21 protein-coding genes are annotated in these 24,790 nt (G+C 62.7%); 10 read left to right on the forward strand and 11 right to left on the reverse strand.

Annotation, left to right across the window (positions count from 1 at the left end; translation table 11 throughout):
• Positions 1-8: 8 nt before the first annotated feature.
• On the forward strand, positions 9-2,237 hold the full coding sequence (locus tag ACSC1S_RS21470) for an ABC transporter ATP-binding protein (RefSeq protein ID WP_435366106.1): 2,229 nt from the start codon (positions 9-11) through the stop codon (positions 2,235-2,237).
• A gap of 180 nt (positions 2,238-2,417) precedes the next feature.
• On the opposite strand, the gene ACSC1S_RS21475 is transcribed toward ACSC1S_RS21470, so the two are convergent.
• The 3 genes from ACSC1S_RS21475 to ACSC1S_RS21485 all read right to left on the reverse strand — a co-directional run bounded on the left by ACSC1S_RS21475 (position 2,418) and on the right by ACSC1S_RS21485 (position 6,456).
• A complete protein-coding gene (locus tag ACSC1S_RS21475) occupies positions 2,418-3,719 on the reverse strand; it encodes a hypothetical protein (RefSeq protein ID WP_435366107.1) in 1,302 nt (433 codons plus the stop codon).
• A gap of 335 nt (positions 3,720-4,054) precedes the next feature.
• The gene (locus ACSC1S_RS21480) at positions 4,055-5,233 is read right to left on the reverse strand and encodes a pectinesterase family protein (protein WP_435366108.1); all 1,179 of its coding nucleotides are present in this window, start codon (positions 5,231-5,233) and stop codon (positions 4,055-4,057) included.
• 53 nt (positions 5,234-5,286) lie between these two features.
• Positions 5,287-6,456 carry a pectinesterase family protein gene (locus ACSC1S_RS21485; protein ID WP_435366109.1) on the reverse strand — a complete coding sequence of 390 codons (1,170 nt, stop codon included), beginning with the start codon at positions 6,454-6,456 and terminating at the stop codon, positions 5,287-5,289.
• Between the two features lie 165 nt (positions 6,457-6,621).
• On the opposite strand from ACSC1S_RS21485, the gene ACSC1S_RS21490 reads away from it, so the two are divergent.
• Positions 6,622-7,671 (forward strand): Gfo/Idh/MocA family protein, encoded by a 1,050-nt coding sequence (locus ACSC1S_RS21490; protein WP_435366110.1) that lies wholly within the window; start codon positions 6,622-6,624, stop codon positions 7,669-7,671.
• Positions 7,672-7,856: 185 nt separating this feature from the next.
• On the opposite strand, the gene ACSC1S_RS21495 is transcribed toward ACSC1S_RS21490, so the two are convergent.
• Positions 7,857-8,081: a DUF8074 family membrane protein gene (locus tag ACSC1S_RS21495; RefSeq protein ID WP_435321016.1), complete on the reverse strand. Its 225-nt coding sequence runs from the start codon at positions 8,079-8,081 to the stop codon at positions 7,857-7,859.
• Positions 8,082-8,168: 87 nt separating this feature from the next.
• On the reverse strand, positions 8,169-9,713 hold the full coding sequence (locus ACSC1S_RS21500) for a glycoside hydrolase family 28 protein (protein ID WP_435366111.1): 1,545 nt from the start codon (positions 9,711-9,713) through the stop codon (positions 8,169-8,171).
• A 222-nt stretch (positions 9,714-9,935) separates the two neighbouring features.
• On the opposite strand from ACSC1S_RS21500, the gene ACSC1S_RS21505 reads away from it, so the two are divergent.
• Positions 9,936-10,166, forward strand: a complete 231-nt coding sequence (locus ACSC1S_RS21505) for a hypothetical protein (protein WP_435366112.1) — start codon at positions 9,936-9,938, stop codon at positions 10,164-10,166.
• A gap of 118 nt (positions 10,167-10,284) precedes the next feature.
• On the opposite strand, the gene ACSC1S_RS21510 is transcribed toward ACSC1S_RS21505, so the two are convergent.
• Positions 10,285-11,574 (reverse strand): pectate lyase family protein, encoded by a 1,290-nt coding sequence (locus ACSC1S_RS21510; protein ID WP_435366113.1) that lies wholly within the window; start codon positions 11,572-11,574, stop codon positions 10,285-10,287.
• Between the two features lie 422 nt (positions 11,575-11,996).
• On the opposite strand from ACSC1S_RS21510, the gene ACSC1S_RS21515 reads away from it, so the two are divergent.
• From ACSC1S_RS21515 to xacF, 3 genes are all read left to right on the forward strand, one after another.
• A complete protein-coding gene (locus tag ACSC1S_RS21515) occupies positions 11,997-13,109 on the forward strand; it encodes a lactonase family protein (RefSeq protein ID WP_435366114.1) in 1,113 nt (370 codons plus the stop codon).
• Positions 13,110-13,202: 93 nt separating this feature from the next.
• Positions 13,203-13,637: a PPC domain-containing DNA-binding protein gene (locus tag ACSC1S_RS21520; RefSeq protein ID WP_435366115.1), complete on the forward strand. Its 435-nt coding sequence runs from the start codon at positions 13,203-13,205 to the stop codon at positions 13,635-13,637.
• A 541-nt stretch (positions 13,638-14,178) separates the two neighbouring features.
• Positions 14,179-15,630: a 2,5-dioxovalerate dehydrogenase gene (gene xacF, locus ACSC1S_RS21525; RefSeq protein ID WP_435366116.1), complete on the forward strand. Its 1,452-nt coding sequence runs from the start codon at positions 14,179-14,181 to the stop codon at positions 15,628-15,630.
• Positions 15,631-15,715: 85 nt separating this feature from the next.
• Here xacF and ACSC1S_RS21530 read toward each other — a convergent pair whose 3' ends face one another.
• The 3 genes from ACSC1S_RS21530 to ACSC1S_RS21540 form a co-directional block, all read right to left on the reverse strand.
• Positions 15,716-16,555 (reverse strand): NAD-dependent epimerase/dehydratase family protein, encoded by an 840-nt coding sequence (locus tag ACSC1S_RS21530; RefSeq protein ID WP_435366117.1) that lies wholly within the window; start codon positions 16,553-16,555, stop codon positions 15,716-15,718.
• A 74-nt stretch (positions 16,556-16,629) separates the two neighbouring features.
• Complete coding sequence (locus ACSC1S_RS21535; RefSeq protein ID WP_435366118.1) at positions 16,630-17,094, reverse strand: universal stress protein; 465 nt, start codon at positions 17,092-17,094, stop codon at positions 16,630-16,632.
• A 51-nt stretch (positions 17,095-17,145) separates the two neighbouring features.
• Positions 17,146-18,282: a mandelate racemase/muconate lactonizing enzyme family protein gene (locus ACSC1S_RS21540; protein ID WP_435366119.1), complete on the reverse strand. Its 1,137-nt coding sequence runs from the start codon at positions 18,280-18,282 to the stop codon at positions 17,146-17,148.
• Positions 18,283-18,448: 166 nt separating this feature from the next.
• Between ACSC1S_RS21540 and ACSC1S_RS21545 the strand changes: the two genes are divergently transcribed.
• Positions 18,449-19,387 carry a dihydrodipicolinate synthase family protein gene (locus ACSC1S_RS21545; RefSeq protein ID WP_435366120.1) on the forward strand — a complete coding sequence of 313 codons (939 nt, stop codon included), beginning with the start codon at positions 18,449-18,451 and terminating at the stop codon, positions 19,385-19,387.
• 155 nt (positions 19,388-19,542) lie between these two features.
• Here the strand turns inward: ACSC1S_RS21545 and ACSC1S_RS21550 are convergent, their stop codons facing one another.
• Entirely contained in the window at positions 19,543-20,790 is a 1,248-nt protein-coding gene (locus tag ACSC1S_RS21550; RefSeq protein ID WP_435366121.1) for a mandelate racemase/muconate lactonizing enzyme family protein, read from the reverse strand.
• 641 nt (positions 20,791-21,431) lie between these two features.
• Here ACSC1S_RS21550 and ACSC1S_RS21555 point away from each other — a divergent pair.
• Both ACSC1S_RS21555 and ACSC1S_RS21560 read left to right on the forward strand, forming a co-directional pair.
• Positions 21,432-21,794, forward strand: coding sequence for a hypothetical protein (locus tag ACSC1S_RS21555; protein ID WP_435366122.1), 363 nt, complete (start codon positions 21,432-21,434; stop codon positions 21,792-21,794).
• A gap of 69 nt (positions 21,795-21,863) precedes the next feature.
• Complete coding sequence (locus tag ACSC1S_RS21560; RefSeq protein ID WP_435366123.1) at positions 21,864-22,814, forward strand: dihydrodipicolinate synthase family protein; 951 nt, start codon at positions 21,864-21,866, stop codon at positions 22,812-22,814.
• Positions 22,815-22,909: 95 nt separating this feature from the next.
• On the opposite strand, the gene ACSC1S_RS21565 is transcribed toward ACSC1S_RS21560, so the two are convergent.
• A complete protein-coding gene (locus ACSC1S_RS21565) occupies positions 22,910-23,902 on the reverse strand; it encodes an aldo/keto reductase (protein ID WP_435366124.1) in 993 nt (330 codons plus the stop codon).
• A 106-nt stretch (positions 23,903-24,008) separates the two neighbouring features.
• Here ACSC1S_RS21565 and ACSC1S_RS21570 point away from each other — a divergent pair, with 106 nt between their 5' ends.
• A complete protein-coding gene (locus tag ACSC1S_RS21570) occupies positions 24,009-24,731 on the forward strand; it encodes a ThuA domain-containing protein (protein WP_435321001.1) in 723 nt (240 codons plus the stop codon).
• Positions 24,732-24,790: the final 59 nt, after the last annotated feature.

A 24,790-nucleotide genomic window follows, 5' to 3' on the forward strand; every position in this document is an offset into this window, starting at 1 on the left:
CTCTCACAATGACTACGACACAACAAAACGCGTTCGTCGACGAAACCGGTAGTACCGACGCGATCATGCAGCTACGGGACATCACCGTGACCTTCGATATGGATAGCGGCGAGTCCCGTGTCGTGGATCGTGCGAATCTCGATCTCCGACGCAACGAGATCCTCGGCATCGTCGGCGAAAGCGGCAGCGGCAAATCGATGCTCGCTTCGTCGATGATGGACGCAATCGAAGACCCCGGCTATCTGGGCGGGGATGTCACCTACAATCCGCAATCGGGTGATCCGGTCGAAGTGCTCGAGATGTCGGACTCGGAACTCAAGGAGTTCCGCTGGGACACGGTCTCGATGGTGTTCCAGGGGGCGATGAGTTCTTTCAACCCGACGCTGACGATCCGTCGGCACTTCGTCGAGACCCTCGACGCTCACGATTACAACGTCTCCGACGGGATCGAATACGCCAAGGAACTCCTCTCAGATCTCTACTTAGATCCAGAGCGAGTACTGGACTCGTACCCGCACGAGCTGAGCGGCGGGATGTCCCAGCGTGCGCTGATCGCACTCAGCATGGTCCTCGATCCGGACGTGCTGATCATGGACGAACCGACCGCAGCACTCGACCTGCTGATGCAGCGGTCGATCATCTCGCTCATCAACGACCTGAAGGACAAGTACGATCTGACGATCGCGCTCATCACGCACGACTTGCCACTCATCGCGGAGCTCGTCGATCGGGTCGCCGTCATGTACGCCTTCGATCTCGTCGAGATCGGACCCGTCGAAGATGTGCTGTCAGGGTCGATTCATCCGTACACGCGGATGCTGCTCAAAGCTACCCCCGACATCGACTCGCCAGTCGAGGAGATGCGTCCGATCGAGGGGGATATGCCCGATCCGTTGAACGTGCCGGACGGCTGTGCGTTCAACCCCCGCTGTCCGATGGCCGACGAGGAGTGTCGTGAGGTCGATCCTGGCCCCTACCAGGCAGGCCCCGAGCACGCCGCGAAGTGTCACCACTGGGAGGCGGTCGACGAGGAGATTCCGATGAGCGAAGAGACGTCCTCGATGGAGTCCTTTGCGGAGTCCGGCATCTCGACCGACCGTCGCACGTGGCAGGACGGCGACGACCCGATCGTCGAGCTCGACGACGTCGAGGTACACTTCGAGAAGGAAGAAAGCGGCTTCCAGTTGTTCTCCTCGCCGTCGACGATCAAGGCTGTCGATGGCGTCTCCCTCGATATCCACGAGCGGGACGTCACGGTGATGCTCGGTGAGAGCGGGTGTGGAAAGACCACGCTCGGGAAGGCGGCCATCGGCTTGCAGCGACCGACCGGTGGCTCAATCGAGTACTACGGTGATTCGGAGTCCGGCGGGCCCGTGGATATCTGGCAGGTCCGCGACTCGGGCTCGGAGGACGGCGTGAAATGGGGAGAGATCAGAAAGTCGCTCCAGATCATCCACCAGGATCCCGGGAGCGCTCTCAATCCACATCGGCGGGTCTCGACGCTGCTCGAGGATCCGCTCAAGCGCTGGCAGCCTGACATGGACGGCCACGACCGCCGGGCGCGGATACTCGGCCTGATCGAGCACTGCGGGATGACCCCGCCCGAGTCGTACATCGATCGGTATCCGCACCAGCTCTCCGGCGGCGAGCAACAGCGGATGGCGATCATCCGGGCCATGCTGATGAACCCGGAGCTGATCCTGGCCGACGAGCCGGTCAGCGCACTCGACGTCTCACTGCGCGTCGAGATGATGGACCTGATGATCCGGCTCCAGGAGGAGTTCGACACCTCGTACTTCTACGTCTCACACGACATGGCGAACGCTCGGTACATCACCGAGAAGACGGGGGGTCGCATCGGGATCCTCTATCTCGGGAAACTCGTCGAAGTCGGCCCACCCGAACAGCTCGTCCACAACCCACAGCATCCCTACACGAAGGCGCTGCGGTGGGCGACGCCGAAGCTCCGGGGCAACGAAGCCGAGATTGAAGGGGATACCCCCCTCCGGAGTATCGACATTCCCGACCCGGAGAATCCCCCCAGCGGCTGCCCGTTCCACACGCGCTGTCCCGCTGCACGAGAGGTCTGCAAGAACGAGCACCCCGATTCCTACGCGGGATCCGAGGCACCAGGCCACGAGGTCTCGTGCTTCCGGGCCGACGACGATCACGACTACTGGGACAGCGAACCGCTCGGCGAAGACGGCGATCTGCCGGAAGCGTTCCTCCAGGACTAACGACCTCGGTCCACTTTCAAGCGACGGTGCGACCGTCGTGATGCGGCTCTTCTGATTGGGTTTGTCGTCGCCGATCAACAGGATTGAATCCTTCAATCAGGCGACGGCGCCGATTGTTTCGAGCGGACCCTCCGGGTTCAGACGAGAATACAGCTGAAAGACGTCGATCGAGTGCGCCGATTACTGTTCGACTTCGAGGGCGTGCTGTCGAAGCCAGGCTCTCAGGTTCGAATCGGGAACGGTCAGTGGGCGAGTGTTCCGTTCGAGCTCGGGATACCCGCCGACTTCTTCTTGACTGTCGATGACGTGGCCCTCCCCGTTTTTGATCATATTGACGATGCGTACGTCGTGCTCGCTCCGGTCGGCCGGTCGAGCCCCAGCATTCGCGAGGTTGTGCGATGGGACGTCAGCGGCGTCCATCGCCGTCAGATCATCCGGCCACAACGGCCGTTCATCGAGTTTCTTGAGCGCACCCCCTGCCGTCGAGACGCCACCTTTGACGATATTGTCTTCGAGATAGACTTCGGCGGGGTTGTCGCCGAACGCCCGGATAGCTGGCAGACCCGTCTGTGGTTGTTGATAGACGTTGCCGACAACACTGGCGCTGGTGATCGGTTGTCCGTCGGGGTCACCCATGACGCACCCGTCGTAGTAGTGGTGGATGAAGTTGTTTGCGACGACGCTCTCGTTCCCTTCCTTGAGCCGTGGATTCCGATCGGTCGAGTTCGCCCAGACGTTCCCGGCGAGCGTGACGTTCTTCGAGTTGTCGCCGATCAGTGAGTTGTACCCGTGCGGGCCTTTCGGATGGAGCGAGTCGTCGAGCGGTTCGGCGACCAGGCAGTTGGTGACCGTGTTATTGTTCGTCTGGAAGCCGACTGAGAGGGCTTCGTCCATCGACCAGGAAGCCGAACAGTGATCGACGACGTTGTTCTCGAAGCCGTCCTGAATGAAGATGGCGTCGGTCGACCCCGGCGTCGCGTCAGCACCGTCTCCCGGGCGGACCCGGATGTGCTGAATCACGCAGTTGTTGGCCTCGATCTTTAGCGTGCCGTGGGTGAGCGTGATACCCGGCGATGGGGCCGTCTGCCCCGCGATCCAGAGGTTGTCGTTCCCGATCGTGAACGCCCGACCCCCGAGATCGACCGTTCCACTGGTCTCGAAGACGACGACCCGTGGTTTCGTCCCGATGACCTTACGGGTGAAGTCTGGGAGATTCAGATCCGATTCGGTGACCCGGCGAATCTCCACGTCCTCGCCGTCGACCCACGGGGCCATCTCTGCGAACCCGTCGTTCGGGTCGATCTGTGACGCGCTCCGCGGTGGTTCGTCCGGTGGCGTGACGACGGGCTCCGTCTCGGTCGTCGTCGACGTGGTGGTCGGTTCTCCTGTCGTCGTTGCAGTGTCGGTGTCCGTCGTCTCGGATCCGTCAGTTTGTCCGCTATTGGAGTTACACCCGGCGACGAACGTGCTTACGCCAGCCATACCGACGGATGCCAAGAACGAGCGCCTGTTTCGTCTCATGAATGAGATGCTCTAACAAACCAAGCTCGAATATTTAGACGTTATGGTAACTATCTCGATGAGAACACCGTCAGTTCGGACACGACGCGAATTCGTCTGTCGTTCACAGGACCGTCGCTGGTCGCTGGCGGGACGTCAGTTTCGGTGGCGCTGGATTCGGACGGTCACATCCCACGGATGCCCGAACTCGCGGGCCAACTCGTCTCGTCGTGCCCGTCCGCGATTGACGCCCCGAGACGGACCGAAATTGTCGACCGCTGTCGATCCGAGCGTGAAGTGCAGCCGATCGCGCCGGGTCAGAGGCACTGTGTGGGGTCCCAGTTCCCGAAGATCGTCGCCGGATCGGTGTAGGGCTCGGCTTCGCTGGCGGACAACTGGTGGGCCCACGACGCGCGCTCGTCGGGCGTATACCCCGGCCCCGAGCCATTGTACTCGGCGTAGAAGGCCGTCTTTCGCTTGTCGGGCGCGTCCGGTTCGGACCACCGGGCCCACCCGACCGGCTTGATGTGATCGCCCAGTTCGGTGTTGAGAAGGACCGTCCTGGCGTACTTCCCCCACGGGCGACCGAGATAAAAGGAATCGTCTGGGGCGTCGCCGGTGATCGTACAGTTGTTGAAGACGAGTCCGTAATCCTTGGTCTGGCCCGTCGAAGCTGCAGTGACGTACCCGCTGTCGTCGACACAGTGGATCTGGCAGTTCTCGTAGTACCCCTGGCCGGGGCCGAAGATGAAGTCGACGTCACCCTCGATGTAACAGTCTTCGAGGTACTGGGAACCACCGTTGTAGAGCGTGTCCTGGAAACTCGTGATTCGGCAGTTCAGGAACATCGCACGTTCACCTTCTGCCTGCGCGGCGATCGCCTGGCCGAGCGGCTCGGCGTCGTTCCTGATGGTGAGATCTTTCGCCGTGAAGTCCCATCCCCAGATCGTGAGCGTCCCGGTCGCGAACGTCCCGAGGGGCTGTCCGTTCTCGTCTTTCTTGTTCGCGTGGTCGTCGTAGGTCAGGATGGTCTTCTCGGGACCGTCACCCAGGAACGTCACGTCCATCGCCTTGACCGGAATCTCGAGTTTCTCCTCGTAGACGCCTTCCGTGATGTACACTTGCGTTCCACTCGGCTCGTTTTTCGGAATCGCATCGATGGCCGCCTCGACCGTCTCGAAGTCACCACTCCCGTCTTTCGCGACGACGATATCCGGGTCCTTCTCCAGGGTTGGACAGCCGACGTCGTCGAGGTTCTCCTGGAAGCTCTCGGTCTCGGTCTCGGCCTCGGTCGAAGTGGGAGTCCGTGTTTCAGCTCGGGCGTCACTCGGGGTCGGTGTCGCTGTCTGCGTTCCCGGTGACGACGTACTGTCGCCACCGTTCCCGGTACAGCCGGCGATCCCGCCGGTCAATCCAGTCCCGGCGAGCGCCAGGAGGCGACGGCGGGACGTCCGGTTCGCTCTCGATTCGGAACAGTGCTCGTCGTCGTCAGTCATCGGATATCATCTCGAATGTGCAATGTATTCACGTGTGTTTCTGGTCGTGGCGTTCACAGACACGCTGTCGGGTCCCATCCGTCGAGGACGGTTTTCGGTGACAGGTACGGTTCCGCGTCCGATTCGCTCAGGGTGTGACTCCACTCGACGCGCTCGTCGGGCGTATACCCCGGTCCCGAGTTGTTGTATTCGGCGTAGTACGCCGTCTTCGTCTTGTCGGGATGGTCGGGTTCGGGCCACGGATGATAGCCTTCCGGGCGTATGTGGTCGCCCATCTCCGTGTTGAGAAACACCGTCTGCGCGAATCGTTTCCATGGACGACCGAGGTAGAAGGAATCGTCCGGTGCGTCCCCCGTGATGGTGCAGTCGTTGAAGACGTAGCCGTACTCCTCGCCCTCCTCTGTGGACGAGGCGGTGGCGTACCCGCTACTGCCTTTACAGAAGATCTCGCAGCCATCGAAGTACGCCGTCGCAGCACCGAAGATGAAGTCGACGTCGCCCTCGATGTAACAGTCCTTGTAGTACTGATTCGTATTCTCGTTGCGCGTATACAGCGTGTCCTGATTGCCAACGAATCGACAGTTCACGAAGAAGGCACGGCTCGCGTCGACGCGAGCGGCGACGGCCTGTGCGACGGGCTCCGCATCGTTCCGGACGGTGAGGTCCTTGAGTGTGATGTCGTAACCGTTGATGACGAAACTGGCAGACCCGGACGTCCCGATCGGATTGCCGAGCGAATTCGTCTTGTCCGCGTGGTCGTCGTACGTGAGGATCGTCTTCTCGGGGCCGGCACCCAGGAGCGTGACGTCGAGTTTCCCGCCCAGCGCCAGTTTCTCCTCGTAGACGCCTTCCTTGATGTACACCTGGTTTTCGTCGAAATCATCGGCGGGCAGCGCATCGATCGCCGCCTGGACGGTTTCGTAGTCACCACTGCCGTCCTTGGCGACGACGATGTCGGGGTCTCGGTCGAGTTTCGGACAGCCGTATTCCTCGAGCTTCTCCCCGACGCTCTTCGTCTCGGTCGGTTCAGCCGTGGACGTCTGGGGTTCAGTTGCCGTCGACGCCGAAGACTGGGCGTCGGTATCTGACGCGGTGCGCTCGGCGTCACCACTGTTACAGCCGGCCAGCCCGGTGAGTGCCCCCACGCCCGTCGCGGCAAGCACCTTGCGTCTGGACAGTCGATGCGCGGCAGAATCACGACATTGCTGGTCGCTCTCTTCCATCTACCAGATGGTCGGGGAACGAACGGATAAATCTATCCCAGCTGATGATTCGCGCGCACATTTCGTCTCGGTCGAGACAACTGCGAGAAACGACTACGCGAATCGGTCCCCGCGTGATGCCAGCTAACGCAACACTTATCCACCTAATCTCTGTAAGAACACGGTATGAACGCCGGCACAGTACCCGGCTCGCGTCTCGCGATTGGAATCGCGGGCCTCGGGAGCGTCGGGATGCGATTAGGCGAGGAGCTTCGAGTGAATCGGGATGCGTCGATCGTCGCCGTCACCGACATCGATCCCGGGAACGTCGAGTCTGCCGCGGAGGTCTTCGAGGTCCCGGAGGACGGTCAGTTCGAGCGCTACGAGGCGATGCTCGACGAGGCCGACCTGGACGCGGTCGTGATCGCCACGCCCAACGGCCTCCACTACGAGCAAGCGATGGCGGCGCTGGATCGAGATCTCAACGTGCTACTGGAGAAACCGATCGCGACGGACGTCGAGGACGCGATGGACCTCACCGAACGCGCCGAGCAGTCGGACAACGTCGTCATGCTGGGCTTCCAGCGCCACCTGAATCCCTCCTTCATCGAGGGCCATCAGCGGTGGCGGCAGGGCGACGCGGAACCGACATTCATCACCGGCGAACTGACTCACGACTGGCGTGACTACTTCGATGAGATGGACGATTGGCGGATGAATCCGGACCTCAGCGGTGGTGGTCACCTCATCAACGTCGGGATCCACGTCATCGAAGCCATCCTCTGGATGACCGGTCTCACGCCGATCAACGTCGACGCCCACGTGTCCTTCCACGACGACGCGGAGATCCTGGACAAGGAGTCGTCCTTCCGGATCGAGTTCGAGAACGGCACGATCGCGACCATCACCGACACCGGGCTAGCGACCCGGGCCCGCGAGCACGTTCACCTGTGGGACGACGACGGCGCACTGTACATCGATGGTCGGGAGTGGAACGAACGCCACGGCTACACGATCGACAACGACGGGACGGAACACGATCCGTACCGCGGGGGTAGCCAGGGCAAGGCCGACGCGTTCGTCGAGACGGTTCAGAACGGCGACACCCCGCCGTCGACGGCTCGAGACGCCCTCTGGGGGCTCGTAGTGACATTGGCAACCTACAAGTCTGGTCGCCGCGACGAACCCGTCGACGTGTTCGACCTGTACCCGGGTCTCACCGCGTTCGAACGATAACGCGCGAGTTGGGGGTGTCTTCTGCGGGTGAGAGGGACTGGTAACGGATCGGGGACTGTTCTCGTCGCCGACAACGTCGGGTAGTAAGCCGACGTGGTGACCGAGAAGAGATTCGAGGGAGTCGTCGTACGCCACCTCTGACTACCCGAACCGGGTTGCTCGAAGAGAACCCAGATTCCTGGCGGTCAGGCCTGCGCGTCGGTCTCCGTCTCGTCTTCGGTGAGTTCGTCTTCGAGGCGTGGGAACATCGCGACGCGGAAGTAGACCGTCCAGGCCACCGCTGCGAGGAGGCTCACGCCGACCAGGAGCGGGTTTGCCTGGATCCCCAGTTGCTTCACGAGTAGTCCGCCCGTCAGCACTGTGCCGAGCGTGTACACGTACACGATGACATCTACGCGTGTCGGTTCCATAGCGACTCGTTGACCGGGAGGCTGTAAATCACTGGCGGTCGGAACTATCCAGTTGAACGCTGGATTCCGAGACCGTCGGATGGCTTACTATCGAGTTTCGATCGACGGTCCGTCGGGGTCCGTCTCCGTGGCGGCGGAGAGGTCGCCGTAATTCCCGGTGAGTGATATCGACGCCGACTTGTCACCGCTCGCACGGAGGAACGTCCCCTCGTCCGGGGCATCACACCCCCGGATTCGCAACCGTTCGACGTCCGATGCGGAGACGACGGGCGACGGGGCGTCCTCGACGTGGAGACCATCGATATCGATTGCGCCGGTCTCTTCGAACTGCATCGCCGGGCTCGCGGCCGTCCGGATCGTCACGTCGTCGAACCGGACGTCGTCGACGGACTTGCAGAACAGCCCGTGTTGCTGGTCGTACTCCTCGGCCATCGCGGGGCTGAGGTCGGTCGCCGAGAGCGATCTCGTGGCGTCGATGTCCACGTTCGAGAAGGTGATCGTCTCGAAGTACTGCTCCGGGAGGCCCGCGAGGAACCCGGCACTCTCGACGTTACGGGCCGTGATGTTCGAGAAGTGAACCCGTCGAATCATCGGGGTCGTCGAGTCCACGTCCGCGGGGTCGCTGTCGATGTCCATGAAGTAGTAGCCGTTGACGACGAACGGACAAGCGACGTTCCGCATGACGATCGTGTCGAATCGGAGGTCCTCGACGACGCCGCCACGTCCCCGCTGGGTCTTGATACGGATGCCGCGATCGGTGTTCGTGAACGTGCAGTTCGAGACCGTCACGTCGCGAACGTCACCGGACATCTCACTGCCGATCACGATGCCGCCGTGGCCGGCCTCGACCGTACAGTTCGTCACCGTGATCTGCGAGGCCGGTCTGGCCCGTTCTCGACCCTCCTCGTTCTTCCCGGACTTGAGACAGATCGCGTCGTCGCCGGCGTTGATGTACGTATCGCTGAGTCGGATCGATTCCGACGAATCGATGTCGATCCCGTCCCCGTTCGGTGCTTCCGCCGGGTTCTGGATCCGAGCGTCGTGGATCGTGACGTCTTTCGAGTAGACGACGTGCGTGTTCCAGAACGGCGAGTTCTGCAGCGTGACCCCGGAGACGGTGACGTTCGAACTCTCGTAGATCTGGAAGAGCGGTGGGCGGAGCGTGAAGCTGCTGACATCGTCGGATTTGTCGTTCCGTTCGTCGAACTCCGCGAGCCGGTCGAGGAGGTCATCTGGAATCTCCTCGTCGGGTTTCTCGTAGAAGTTCCACCAGTACTCGCCCCCGCCGTCGATGACCCCACGGCCGGTAATCGCGACGTTCGCGGCGTCTTTGATCCAGAGACACGGATGGAATCCGTACTGGTCCCAGCCCTCCCATCGGCTCTGGACCGTCGGGAACGCCGAGAAGTCGCCGACGAACTGAAGCGTGGCACCAGCCTGGAGGTGCAGTGTCGTGTCGTCGCCGACGACCAGCGGAGCTGTGAGGTACGTCCCTGGTGGCACGAGGACCGTGCCGCCCGAGTCTCGGCAGTCGTCGAGTGCCGCCTGAATCGCGTCGGTATCCCTCGTCGAACCATCACCCACCGCACCGTACTCTTGGACATCGAACTGCGCAGTAGTAGCGTCTTCCATCAGCTAAGGCCTCACGGAGGGAACGAATAAACGTTGCGTCGGCGTCCCGGGTCGTGGTCAGCGGAGGTGGGTCCGGGCGACGCCGACCGTCTGACTCAGTCGCCGGGTCGGGCCCACGGACACCCAAAAGAATAAATACTGGAGTTGATTACATCTTTGACAATGCCATCCTCGTCCAATTCGGTCGATTTCGCCGGTGACAGCGAAATCGGTAGCCGGATTATGGAACAGTACAGGACGTCGGTCAGTTTGAAGGTCTCGGCGTTCGGTGCCGGCCTCCTCGTCTTCGCGTTCGTTATCAACTTCGCCTTCGGTATGTCGCCCGCCACCGAGGCCGGGACGGGACTCTTCGATCTCTGGGGACTCTGGGCAGCGATCTTCTCCATCTGGGGGAGTGCGATGCTCGTCGTCGGCCTCCTCACGTATAGCATCGTCTGGCTGAAGCGCCAGTAGCGAAACCGGCACTCTGTCGCCGTTCGTCGACGACCCCAGCTCGGGACGCCGACGATTCAGCATCGTTCGCGCTGTTACAACCCAGAGTCCGAACAGCCTCCTGCGAATCGACCAGTCGTCACTGTTCGACTTCGAGGGCTTTCTGTCGGAGCCACGCTCTGAGATTCGAGTCGGGGACGTCCAGTTCGTGCGTGTTCTCCGCGAGTTCGGGATACCCGCCGACTTCTTCCTGACTATCGATGACGTGGCCCACGCCGTTCTGGATCAATCCAAGGATGCGCTCGTCGTGTTCCGTCCTGTCCGCCGGGCGAGCGCCGACGTTCGCCATGTTGTGGTCGAACGTCTCCTCGGATGGGAGCGTTTCCAGGTTCTCTGGCCACAACGGGCGTTCGTCGAGTCTCGAAACCCCTGACTCGACCATTGGGACGTCGCCCTCGTTCAGGTTGTCTTCGATGTACGCCTCGCCGTCCCCGAAGATATTCGCCTCTCCGGACTGGGGGAGTCGATAGTGGTTCCCCTCGATGCTCGCTTGCGTGTTCGGGTCGAGCCAGCAACCGTCCTCGTAGTAGTGGATGACGTTGTTCGCCTGGACGCTTCGAGTCCCCTCCTTGAGGCGCGGGTTCCTGTCGGTCGTGTGCGCGTAGACGTTCCCGGCCATGGTGACGTTCTCGGCGTTGTTGCCGATCAGCGAACTGTATCCGTGCGGGCCCTTCGGATGGAGCGAGTCCTCCAGCGGTTCGGCGATCAGGCAGTTCGACACCGTCGTATTGATCGTGTCGTAGCCGACCGAGAGCACCTCGTCGGTCGACCACGACGCCGAACAGTGATCGACGATGTTGTTCCGACTCCCGTCCCGCGTCTGGATGCTATCCATCGAATCGGCACTGCCGTTCGCGCCTTCGTCACCCGGTCGGACCCGGATGTGCTGGACGATGACGTCGTCGGTATCGATGGTGAACCGGCCCCTGACAAACGTGATGCCTGGTGAGGGCGCCGTCTGGCCGGCGATCCACACCTTCGGGTTCTGGATCGAGATCCACATTCCCTCGAGGTCGATGGTTCCACTCGTTTCGAAGACGACGACGCGCGGACCCGGGTCGCCGGCGAGTGCTTTGAGGAACGATCTCGGCGTCGGTTCCGTCACCCTGAAGACGGGCGTGTCGTCGTCGAGCCACGGTGCCATCTCCGCGAACCCGTCGCTCGGGTCGAATTGGGAGGCGCTTCGAGGTGGTTCGTCCGGGACCGAGCTCGTCGGTTCGGTGGTCGACTCCTCCGTGGTCGACTTCCCGGTGGTCGTCGGCTCCCCGGTCGTCGTCTCGGTATCACTATTGCCGCCGGTACAACCGGCGCAAGCGGTGCCCAGACCTACGATTCCAGCTTTCAGAAACGTTCGTCTATCGTGAGTCATCGAATCCTCGTGCAACGGGTTTGTGTGTTGCTATCAAATGCGTTCCGGTGGGCCTATCGAGACTGGTTCACCGCTCTCGATGGCCGGCACGGGAGAACGAACCCCACTCGGGGGTCTCAGCGTGTTCCGGTATGAGAACGATCGCCGGCGCTCGTACAACTGTTCCAGAACTGGCAGTACCCGCTCGACACCGACAACTTCGGGCGCGACCTGTTCTCCCAGACCGTCTACTCCACGATGGCGATATCGAAGATGGTGTTCGCGGGGCCACTGTATGCAGGCACAGCAGGCGTCGGACGAACTCCCGCACGAGTGGGACGTGCAAGTGTCCATAGAATTAACACCGTCTCGGGCGAACCGGCTAGCACGATGGGGACAACCGACATCGAGACCTGCAGAGTCGCGCTCCGGGTGAGCTCGTGATGGTGCGGGAGCACGCCAAAGCGGCTGACAAGCCCGGACAGTCCGGACAGGCCAAATCCTCGCTCGTGTTCGTCTGCTCGACAGGCGGCGACAGCGACGCGGGAGTGTACAGCTACGAGTTCGACCACGCCCGCGGCACGTTGGCTCCCCTGTCGTCGCTGCCGATGACGCGTCCGATGTACCTCGCGGTTCATCCCGACGGCGACCACCTCTTCGTGGTGGACCGCAACGATACTGGGGAGGTCGTTTCGCTAGAACTCGACCGAAGTGACGGGACGCTCACGCCGCTCTCTCGGCAGTCGAGCGCGGGACCCGGCCCCTGCTACGTCAGCGCCGACGCGAGCGGACAGTTCGTCTTCGCGGCGAACTACGACGCTGGCACCGTCGCGATGCTGCCCGTCGACGAGGAGGGGTACCTCGGCCCGCCGAGCGACGTGGTCGACCACGGGCGACTCGACGCGGGAAGGAACCCACAGCCAGAGCCGCATCCGCACGCCATCGTCCCCGGGCCACGGAACCGGTTCGTGTACGTGCCGGACCTCGGGCTAGACAGGGTCGTGGCGTACCGAATCGACGCCGAGGCGGGACGGCTCGTGCCCGCACCTGACCTGGACGTCGAATTACCGGCTGGTTCGGGACCGCGCCATCTCGAATTCGGGCCCGGGGGCGACGAGGCCTTCCTCGTCAACGAGCTGAACTCGACGCTGACCCGGCTGTCGGTCGACCGTCGAAGCGGCGGACTCACCATCTCGGAGACGGTATCGGTGCTACCTGTGGGGCGCAGTGCTGCGGAGAACCCGCCCGCCGACGTGCACGTCCATCCGACCGGCCGCTGGGTCTTCGTCTCCATCCGGGGCCACGACAGCATCGCGACGTTCGCCGTCGCCGACGACGGGCTCGCGCTCGTCGGCCACGAATCTACTCGCGGCCAGAAACCACGGGACTTCGCGGTGGACCCGACCGGGCGCTGGTTGCTCGCGGAGAACCGGGACAGCCATCGGGTCGTCCCGTTCGCCATCGACGCAGACGCCGGTGGACTCTCCCCGACGGCCGACGAGACGGCCATCGGGAAGCCGACCTGTGCGGTGTTCGTGGTGCGGGAGAGACGGTGACCGTGAGTCAGCAGGCGATGGCGGGTCAGCAGCGACACAACGGTACAGGGGGTCAAGCTTTATTCCGCCCGCCGGTGCAGTGACGAACGAGTCATGGAAACGTTCGAATCCGAGGACGGACACGTCGTCGTCCGTCTCGACCGCGGCGACCTGGCACTGGAATCAATCGAACAGGCGTGTGCAGAGCACGAGGTCGACACGGGCGCTGTCGTCTCCGGCATCGGCACCTTCAGCAACCTCAACATCCACTACGTGAACCGGACCGACCTGCCCGAGAACCAGGCCGACCGGAACGTCACGCTCGAACTCGACGGCTCCTGGGAGGTGACGAACGTCGGCGGGGCGATTGCCGACGGCGAACCCCACCTGCACGTGACCGCGTTCAACGGCGAGCGGACCGTCGGCGGGCACCTCGAACATGGCTGTGCGGTGAACGTCCTCGGCGAGTTCACCATCCGCAAGTTCGACGGACTGTCGCTCACCCGCGAGCCCGGCGAGAACAACGTCTCACAGCTCACGCGGCCCTGAGGGTACTCGGTCGAAGGATGCAGCCCCACGGACTCGGTCGGAGAAGCAGTCGGTCTACTGTCGCTTCCACCAGATGAAGGCGTAGCCGAGCAGGCCGAAGATGACGAGCGCGTCGCCCCAGACGGCGAGCATCGCCGCCCAGACCGGTCGATGCGTCGTCGTCGTCACTCGTAGACGTCACGGATGACATACTCGTGTGGTGCATTATCGCAGTATAAATCGGTTGGGGGTCAACACTGCACTGAGAGGTAGCTTTATGGTTGTCGACGATGAGTATCGAATGTCCCGTGCCACAGTACCGGGACACGCAAGTCGTAGCCAGAACGGCGCTACCGGGAGCTCCCACTGCGTGCCACTGACGTGGGGAGACTGTCCCTGTCATTCTAGCCACACCCTGCGAATCAGCCACTCGGACTGTCATCCCGTGCGTATCTCCCGTGGCGTCCTTCTTCGACTCAATCTGACTCGCGAAAGCGGGTGGTTGTTGACTCCACCAAAACATTCGTAACGGAGCCCCGAGAACAGGTTGAGTACGGAACGCATGACCACAGAGTATACTAACTATATCGACGGAGAGTGGGTCGCATCGGAATCAGGCGAGACCTTCGACGTAACGAACCCGGCGAACAGCGACGAAGTCGTCAGTCGCCACCCGTCTTCGACGGAAGCCGACGTACAGACCGCGATCGACGCGGCGGTCGCTGCACAGGACGAGTGGGGGGACACACCCGGCCCGTCCCGCGGTGCAATCCTTCGCGAGGCTGGTGAACTGCTCGCAGCCCGGAAGGAAGAAGCGACCGAGACACTCGTCCGTGAGGAGGGGAAGACCCGCTCCGAAGCCGGTGGCGAGGTCCAGCGCGCGATAGACATCTTCTACTACTACGCGGAGAAGTGTCGGGACCTCGGTGGCACCGTGAAGTCCCCGAGTGGCACGGACAAGGAACTCTATACGAAGCGCGAACCCCTCGGCACCGTCGCGCTCATCACGCCGTGGAACTATCCCATCGCCATCCCGGCGTGGAAGCTCGCGCCCGCACTCGCTGCGGGGAACAGCGTCGTACTGAAGCCCGCATCGCAAGCGCCCAACTCGGCGCGCATCCTGCTCGAAGTGCTCGACGAGGCCGGCCTGCCCGACGGCGCGGCGAACCTCGTGACCGGCTCGGGCAGCACCATCGGGACGCCGCTCGCTGAGTCCGAGGACATCGACGGTCTCTCGTTCACCGGCAGCACGGCTGTCGGGACCGCGGTCGCCCGCGCTGCTTCCGAGGACCTGACCCGGGTGCAATGTGAGATGGGCGGCAAGAACCCGACGGTCGTCATGCCCAGCGCGGACATCGAGGAGGCTGCCGACATCATCAGTGTTGGTGCCTTCGGTACCACCGGCCAGTCCTGTACCGCGACCTCGCGCGCCATCGTCCACGAGGACGTGTACGACGAGTTCGTCGACGCCATCGTGGAAGCGGCGGAGTCGCTCTCGGTCGGACCGGGCCTCGACGACCCCGGCATGGGCCCGCACGTCTCCGATGGCGAACTCAGCTCGACGCTCGAATACGTCGACATCGCAACAAGCGAGGGCGCGACGCTCGAAACCGGCGGCGGCAAGCCGGCCGGCGATGAGTACGAGGGCGGCTACTACGTCGAACCGACCGTGTTCTCGGACGTGAGCAACGACATGCGCATCGCCCAGGAGGAGGTGTTCGGCCCGGTGCTCGCGGTCATTCCGGCCACCGACTTCGACGACGCACTCGACACGGCCAACGAAACCGACTACGGTCTGTCTGCGAGTATCATCACGCAGGACCTGACCGAGGCGGACCGCTTCGTCAACGAGATAGAGGCGGGTGTCGCCAAGGTGAACGAGAAGACGACCGGCCTGGAACTCCACGTGCCCTTCGGCGGGTACAAGGACTCCTCGACGAACACCTACCGCGAGCAGGGTGACGCCGGACTCGACTTCTTCACGTCGGTCAAGACCGTCTACCGGAACTTCTGAACGGGACGAATCCGAAGAAGAGTCGCGTCGTTGCTATCTCAGCTCGTGTTTTTTGAACTCTCCGCCGCGCCAGCGCCGCCGCCGTTCACTCCGGCGGTGCATCCCACTCCTCGCCGTCGTCCTGCGGGTCGTACCCGATGCGAGCCCGGGCATGTTCGAGGTCGAACCAGCGTCGGTGGTTGTCGCTCACACCGCTGAAGATGCCGTACTCCACATCGTCGTCCGCGAGACAGCAATCGATCTGGTGGGCGAAGTCCCGGCGGGACTGCCACATCGCCTTCATCCGGGCGACCTGCTCCTCGTACTCGTCGCTGCCGCGCTCCCAGAGCCCGTCTTCGACACCCTGCTCGGCGTCGCCGTAGGGGTGGTCGTACTCGGGCATCCGGACGCTGCAGACGCGCAGGGAGTAGAACCGCTTGGGGTACTCGTAGTTCTCCACGTAGTACCGGCCCATGTCCTCGCCGAAGCTCTTGGACGCGCCGTAGAACGAGTCCGGCCGGACCGGGTCGGTGTGGTCCAGGACGAGGTCGTTGTCGGGGTAGTAGATGTCGGGCGCGAACTCCTCCTCGTACATACCCATGACGTGGTTGGTCGAGATGAACACGAACGACTCTATCTCGTTCTCTCGGGCCGCCTCCAGCGCGTAGTACATGCCGATGACGTTCGGCTCGAAGATGTCGCTCCAGTCCCCGTCTGTGTACGGGTACGCCGCCATGTGGACCATAGCGTCCTGTCCAGCGCTCGCCGAGAGGAGTGCGTCGAAGTCCGTGATGTCGGCGACGATGGTGTCGTAGCCGCCGTACGGATGGTCATCGTCCCTGTCGGAGCGATTGTAGTACGTGAAGTCGTACTCGGGTCGGTCGTGGAGGTGGTCGATAACTGCGGTTCCGCACCGGCCATAGACGCCGGTCATCAGTACGTCCATGTTCGTCTATGCGTGAGACGCGATTATAAAACAGGGGGTGGCGGCGATGTTCAGTGTGCAGGTGGGGAGTCGAGCTACTCGGTCGTGATGGTGACCATACCGTCGAAGTTCAGGATGACCTGCTGGGCGGTGTCGCCGAACAGCACCTTGCCGGTCGGCGAGCGCTTCCGCCCGACGACGAAGACGTGCTGGCAGTCGTACTCCGACGCGGCGTCGAGAATCGCGTCCGCGCGGTCGCCCTCCTCAACCACCTGCGCGACTACTTCGTACTCCACGTCCCAGTCGAGGTCGGCGAACACCTCCTCGGCGACCTCGCGGGCGACCTTCCGCGCCCCGTCGAGGGCGCTCGTGTCGCTGTACGTGGTTCCCTCGGCGCGCTCGATGGATTCGATCTTCTCCGTGTCCGAATCGAACTCCTCCGCGGTCATCGTGGTGAACAGGACGACCTCGCCGTCGGAGCCGCGGGCGAGCCGAGCTGCTTCTGCAAGCAGTTCTCTGTGTACGTCGGTATCGTCGACTACAGCTAGTGACCGGTGCATGCGACATTCACTCTTGGGTAGCAGGATAAGTGTAACTGACAGCGTCCTCGGTCAGCGGTCGGCGCGGTACCGTTCGACCGCGGCCTCGTCCACATCGATTCCGAGCCCCGGGGCCTGTGGCACGTCGAGCGAGCCACCCGTCGGGTCGAACGGGTCCGCCAGTATCTCGTGTCTGAGCGGGTTGACGCTCCGGTCGAACTCGACCATCATCGGTTCCGGAACGTTCCGCGTGTTGGGGTAGTCGGAGACGCTCGCGGCGAACTGGATGGCGGCGGCGAGGCCGACGCCACTGTTCCAGATGTGGGGTCTGACCCCGATGTTCTCGGTCGAAGCGAGCGTCGCGATCTTTCGCGCCTCCGAGAGCCCGCCACAGCGAGCGAGGTTCGGCTGCACGATGTCGACCAACCGCTCGTCGACGAGTCGTTTGAACTCGAACCGGCCGAAGTGTGCTTCGCCTGCCGCGATGGGGATATCCACCTGGTGTTTCAGCTCACGGTATCCCGACAGGTTCTCCGGCGGCACCGGCTCCTCCATCCAGGTGATGTCGTACTCCTCGATGGCCTTCGCCGTCCGAATCGCCTGGTCGGCGCGGTAGTTCCCGTTGATGTCGACCATGAGGTGTGCGTCGTCGCCGAGGACTTCGCGGGCGGTGCGAACGCGTTCGACGTCCTCTTCGAGATTGCTCCCGATCTTGATCTTCGCCGCGGTGAACCCCTCCTCGACCGCCTCGCGCATCGGCTCTGCGATGGGACGGTCCGTCTCGGTGAAGTACATCGTGGAGGCGTAGGGGGTAAGCGAGGAACGTTCCGTCCCACCGAGCAGTTTGTAGACGGGTTTCTCGACCGACTTCCCGATGATGTCCCAGCACGCGAGGTCGATGGCGCTCACCGCGCTCTGGACGAACACGCTCCCGCCGAAGTGGTATGGGTCGGTGTACGAGCGGTCGGCCAGCGACTCGACGTCGTAGGGGTCCATGCCGAGGACGTCGTCTCGGAACAGCGTCTCGATGGTCGCGGTGGCGATTGGCCCGGGTGCGAACGCCTCACCCCAGCCGACGAGGCCGGTGTCGGTCTCCAGTCGCAGTAGCGTCGTGGCGCGGTCGTGACCGAACCCGCGGGCGTCTCCCAGTCCCTCACCGTCCGGGAGCGAATGTGCCAGCGGAATCGTCTCGATGTCCGTTATCTCCATACTGCGTGATTCACGGCTCGACCGAAATAGCTTGTGTTGGCTGGGATATTCCCGATCGGCCCCATGCATGTCGAACGAAACGGAGGGGGGAGTGGGAATTTTTTCGCGCGCTTGTGCGCTTCATTCAGACGATGGGTTTATACTACAGCCAATGTATCTTCATAGCATGTCACTGTCAGCCGAGCAGGTCCAGGAACGTCTACGTGGCGTCGCCGTGGGCCTGTTGACGCCGTTCGACGAGGATCACGAGATCCAGCACGGCAAGCTCAGCGAGAACGCCAGGGACCTCTATGACGAGGGAATCCGGACGTTCTTGGCAACCGCAAACATCAGCGAGTATCATTCGCTCTCGCACGAGGAACGGATATCGATCACGGAGACAAGCGTCGACGCGCTCCCTGAGGACGCCTGCGTGCTTGCGGGGGTCGGCGGAAGCACGCCCGAGGCGAAGGAACTGGCGGTCGCCTACGAACGCATCGGGGTTGACGCGCTCATGGTGATGCCACCGGACCACACCTACGTCCACGAACAGGGCCTCCTCGACTATTATCGGAAACTCGACGATGCGAGCGAAACACCGCTCGTCCCGTACGTACGTGGGTTCAACCCGTCGGTCGATTTCCTCGGTGATCTCACCCGCATCGATGGCGTCGTCGGCATCAAGTACGCGCTGAAAGATGGGGTCAAGCTCGGGTCCGCCGTCGCAGTGAGCGCGGACGACGTCGTCTGGGTGAACGGCCTCGCAGAACCGTTTGCGGTGTCGTTCTGGAACGAAGGCATCGAAGGGTTCTCTGCGGGGGTCAGCAACTTCCGGCCGGAGGTCGGTCTCGAACTGTTCGAGGCGCTGTCCGAGGGCGACTGGGAACGCGCCCGTCAGCTCCGAAACATCTGCATGCCGTACCAGAACTTCCGTGACGAGACGGGCCAGGACAACGAGCTCGGTGGCGCAATCAGCGTCTCCGCGGTGAAGAAGGGGCTCGAACTCTCCGGTCGACACGGCGGTGAGGTTCGCGAACCGATCCGTCCGCTCAGTGCCGAGGACGAGGAACGAGCGGCCGAACTCTACAACCAGCTCGACGACGACATCCAGCGACTCATCGGATAATCTCCAGACTCGGACCACGCGAAACGCGTGGCCAGAGAGTCAACACTCGTTCTCTCTACTCATCCACCGTCCTATCACCACGAACTGGACGTTTCGCTGTTACTCGTCGTCCTGGGTTGCAAAAATGGTTCGCGACTAGCCCCGAAGCGCCGCGCTCATTCCTCGTCGTAGTGGAACTCGGTCCACGGCCCCTCGGTGAAGGGGTATTCCTCGAGTACGTCGAGGTCGACGTCGATGCCGAGGCCCGGGTCGTCGGTGACGGTGAGAACACCGTCTTCGACCGCAGGTTCTCCCTGGATGAGGTCGAATGCGAGGTCGAACGGATACATCCCGGGATCACCGTCGACGTGTGGCGTGAGGAGCGGGTCACGTTCGAACACCGGGTACTCCAGCAGTCGGACTTCCGGCGCTGCCGCGACCAGGTGGGCGTTCGCCATGAGCCCGACCCAGGTGCCGAAGTTGTGCGGGACAAACTCGACGTCTCGCCCCTTGCAGTACTCGACCGCGTCCCGACAGCCGGTGAATCCCTCGTGGTGACGGACGTCACCCTGCAGGAAGTCGACCGCACCGGTCTTGCCGAGTTCGACGAGTCCCCCGGGCGATTCCTCGCTTTCGCCGCCGGCGAGTGGTGCGCCCGTTTCGGCGAGCGACACGTACCCGTCGTGGTCGTCCGGGGCGACCGGTTCTTCGACCCAGTACGCGCCCTGCTCGCCCGCGTACTCGACGAGGTCGCGGACCACGTCGTCGCCGTAGGCGTCCCGCAACTTCCACCACGTGTGCACGTCGAGCATGACCTCCATCTCGTCAGTGGATTCCGTGAGCATCTCGACGGTCTGTCGGTCTCCCTCGGGGCCGATGCCCGGCCGGTACTTGTAGCCCATGAAGCCCAATTCTTCGAGCAGTTCGGCCTGTTCGACGTAGCCTTCGGGCTCCATGTACATCCCGGCGCTCGCGTACAGGGGCATCTCGGTGGTCGGGTCGGTGTCGTAGGTGTCTCCGAGGAGTTCGTAGACGGGTGCACCGAGTTCTTTCCCCCGGATGTCGTGCAACGCCACGTCGATGGCCGAGACGGCTTCCTTGCGCAAGTGGGCCGGGAGGCCGGCCTCGTCTATCACGTCGTGTGCGTCTGGAATCTCTTCGATAGTTTCACCCTCGAGCACGTCGGCGATTGGCCCCTCGACCACGTCGGCGAACGTTCCCTGTGAGTCGCCTTCGAAGTACTCACGCATCGCGGAGCTACTCGCGCCAGCGGTGGCGATGCCCCGTTCGCCCGACGCCGTCTCGACCACGACGAGAACGACGTCCCGCTTGAGCAGACGACGGTATCCTCCGTGGAAGGAACGGTCCTGCGGCGGGTCGATCGGCGATGAGAGTGCGTATCCAGCTACCGCTGCGATATCCATATCAACGAGTGGGGGACGGGCCATCATAAATCATGGCGGGGTGGTCGCAGTGCTGGCCTGGCGTCTGGCCTCCAAGCTCGAAGGATATCGGCGTTATTCGGGTGCTGTGTGTTCCTCTCTCGGGAACAGCTCGGTGGCTATCTCAATCCAGTACGGTGACAGTAGGTCCCGCGAGATTCGGTCGAGATGGGATTTTGGTCAGAAACGAACCACCGATAGAGCCCACTCATCCAGTGGTTCTCGGGGGAACCACAGTTTGCACGCCGGGATTCCGACGAGAACTGGGCCATGCGAGCCGTCTTCGGTGGCTGTGGGACCAACCCCCGCATTCGTGGCGGAGAACCAGTTGGAGTTCCCTCCTACCGAACCAGTCGAATACTGCCTTCTGGGGCCTTCACGTCGGTGGTCTCTGGATTTATGGTCGCCATCTCGGTCGCAAGTGATTTTCGACTGATGCGAAACGACGGCTGTAATGCCGTAATCCCGGTTTGGCCATTACAACCCTAGTGCTGTAATGGTTCGGGTGGTGGGAAAATCGGTGGGAGAGGTCGTGACCATCCGCACCCGGTACCTGGCACTCCACCGCAGGCACTCCACCACACAACCTATTTACCTGCGAGCACGTCGTATTCGAACGAACGATGACGAAACCGACCCGCTACCGGACGAAGATCGAAGATGGAGTGTTCTCTGTGGAACAGGACGAGGGTTGGCTGGAGGTCGGACCGATGGACGGTATCGTCGACCTCCTCGGCGGCGAGACGTACACCCTCGAATACACGAACAAGCAGGCCTCAGCGGCGTGGCTCGACACGGATGAGTCGAACACGATAACCATCGACGTGCGGGAGAGCCTCGCGGAGATGTCGTTCACGGACGACATCGTGTCCAATCTGTTGAACACGCCGCTCGAAGACGGTGAATCGGGGTATCCGAAGCGCACCGAGCTGTTCGCAGACCTGTTCGGGAAGATATTGGACTCGAAGGGGAACCTGGACGAGTAGTGTGCCGGGACCGCCGTGAACCGTTCACAGGGAAGAATTTTATAGGAGACAGCCGACTACTCGACGTACATGCTGAAAGAAGAGTTCCGCGACCTGAAGGAACACATCTCCGGCGGTATCATCCCGGCTACAGCCAACCCCTGGACTCCGGGTCCCGAGTACGACCTCGTCACCGAGGACCTCCACGACCTCGTGGAGTACCTCACGGACGTGGACGGTGTGAAGGCGGTCATCGCGAACGCGCACACCGGCGAGACGAAGATGCAGGACGACGAGACGTACGTCGAAGTCATCGAAGAACACGTCGCCGCGGCCGGTGACACCCCGGTGTTCGCCGGCGTCTACGGCGAGAGCTCCATCGAAGCGGCCAAGCTCGCGCAGAAAGCGAAGGACGCGGGTGCAGACGCCGCGATGCTCCTGCCGCTCGACGTCTACTCCCACCAGATTCCGCAGGAGGCTATCAACCACTTCAAGTACGTCGGTGAGACGGTCGACATGCCGCTCATCAACTTCCAGTTCCCGACCTGGGGCAGCGCTGGGCTCCCCATCAGCGCCCACGTCGAGATCTGCAAGCTCCCTCACGTCATCGCGTTCAAGGAGGCCTCGTTCGACCCGGTTCGCTACGACCGGACCGTCCGGGCTGTCGACCACGTGCGCGACGACTTCACGCTGATGACCGGCAACGACACCTTCCTCAAACACGCCTACCACATGGGCGCTGAGACGGGCCTCATCGGCTACGGGAACCTCGTCCCGGACCTGCACGTCGAGAAGATCCGCGCGGTTCACGAGAACGACATGGAACGCGCACAGGAGATTCGTGAACAGATGCTGCCGCTCACGAACCACATCTTCGGCGAGCCGGAGGGGCGCTACCGTGCCCGGACGAAGGCGGCGCTCAAGATGCAGGGCATCTTCCAGTACGACACGATTCTGCCGCCGCAACAGCAGATCAGCCACGAGGAACGCGAGGAACTGCGCCAGATTCTCGACGACCTCGGTCGGCTCGAAGAACCCTGAACCGGCATCCGATTCGACGACTCGACTCGCTGCACCCTCGTGGGTTGTGTCTCACTCGCGGTGAACATCCGGTTTTTTGAGAGACACCCTGGCCGTCAGGCGTGCCCGTTCACCGGGACTGGCTCGTACGGCTCCTCGAGATACGACAGCTGGCTCCGTGACAGCCGGATGTCGAGTGCCTCGACCGCCTGTTCGAGATGTTCGACGCTGGTCGTCCCGACGATGGGCGCATCTACCTCGTCCTGATGGAGGACCCACGCGAGTGCGAGTTGGCCCATCGTCACCCCCTTCTCGTCGGCGAGTTCCTCGACACGCTCGTTGATCTCCAGCCCCCCGTTTGCCCGGTACGTCGCCACTCGCCTGGACATGTGGTCGTCGCTGTCCATGAACGACCCGCGGGCAGTGTCGAGGAACTCCCTGTGTGGGCGGGCGAGGAAGCCCCGGGCGAGCGGCGACCACGGAAGGACGCCGATCCCCTTCCCCGCACAGAACGGTAGCATCTCGCGTTCTTCCTCGCGGTACGTGAGATTGTAGTGGTTCTGCATCGAGACGAACCGGTCGAGACCGAGACGGTCGCTCGTGTGGAGCGCGTCGGCGAACTGGTGTGTCCACATCGACGACGCGCCGAGATACCGGACCTGGTTCCGCCGGACGGCGTCGTCGAGGGCACGCATCGTCTCCTCGATGGGTGTGTCGTCGTCCCAGCGGTGAATCTGGTAGAGGTCGACGGTGTCCATCCCGAGTCGGTCGAGACTGTTCGCGAGCTCCTGTTCGATAGCCTTCCGGGAGAGCCCACTCGCGTTCGGGTTGTCTGGGTCCATGTCGTTGTAGACCTTCGTGGCGACGACCGGCCAGTCGCGGTCGTACTCCGCGAGGACGTCCCCGAGTACCCGTTCGGATTCGCCCAGCGAGTAGATATTCGCGGTGTCGAAGAAGTTGATGCCGAGGTCGATGGCACGTTCGATGAGTTCACGGCCCTCGTCCTCGTCGAGGACCCATTCGCGCCACCCCGAGCTGCCGAAACTCATGCAACCGAGACAGATGCGACTGACTTCTAGCCCAGTGTTACCAAGTGTCGTATACTCCATACCATCTTCCTCAGAGGCCGTGTTCAAAAGGATTTCGTCGGTTGTCCTCGGCGCGGTTCCGAAGTACGTCCACAGACTTATCGTGGTCGGCGAAGCACGTGCGAGTATGACAGTCCAGGTCACCGTCTGGAACGAGAACGTCCACGAACTGCAGGAGCCCGACGTGGCGGAGCGCTATCCCGATGGCATCCACGGCGCTATCGCTGCGGGGCTCGAAGCAGCCGGCCACGAGACGACCACGGCAACGCTGCAGGAACCGGAACACGGACTCACCGAGGCCGTCCTCGACGAGACGGACGTGCTCGTCTGGTGGTCTCACTGCGCCAACGACGAGGTCAGCGACGAGATCGCCGCGCGGGTCGTCGACCGCGTCCACGAGGGGATGGGATTCGTCCCAGTTCACTCCGGGAAGAACTCCAAGCCGTTCAAACGGCTGATGGGGACGACGTGTAACATCAAGTACCGCCACGGCGGCGAAACCGAGCGCGTCTGGGTGGCAGACCCCGGGCACCCCATCGCCGACGGACTGCCCGAACAGTTCGAGGTACCCCAGACAGAGATGTACGGCGAGCCGTACGACATCCCCGAGCCGGACCGGACCGTGTTCATCTCCTGGTTCGAAGGCGGTGAAGTGTTCCGGTCGGGGGTCTGCTACCGGCGTGGCCGTGGTCGTATCTTCGCGTTCCGGCCCGGACACGAGGAGTATCCCATCTTCTACCAGGACGAGATTCGACAGGTCATCGCGAACGCGGTCCAGTGGGCCGCCCCCACCGAGGGGTCGGACGCGGTCTGGGGCGAGGTCGACCCTGTCGAGCCGCTGGAGGAGTGACCTGATTTCGACCACTCGGTCGGGCGAGCCGGATGTAGCGACCCAAATATTAATCCCGC

The sequence above is a fragment of the Haloarchaeobius pelagicus genome (assembly GCF_051207375.1).
Classification (GTDB): Archaea; Halobacteriota; Halobacteria; order Halobacteriales; family Natrialbaceae; genus Haloarchaeobius.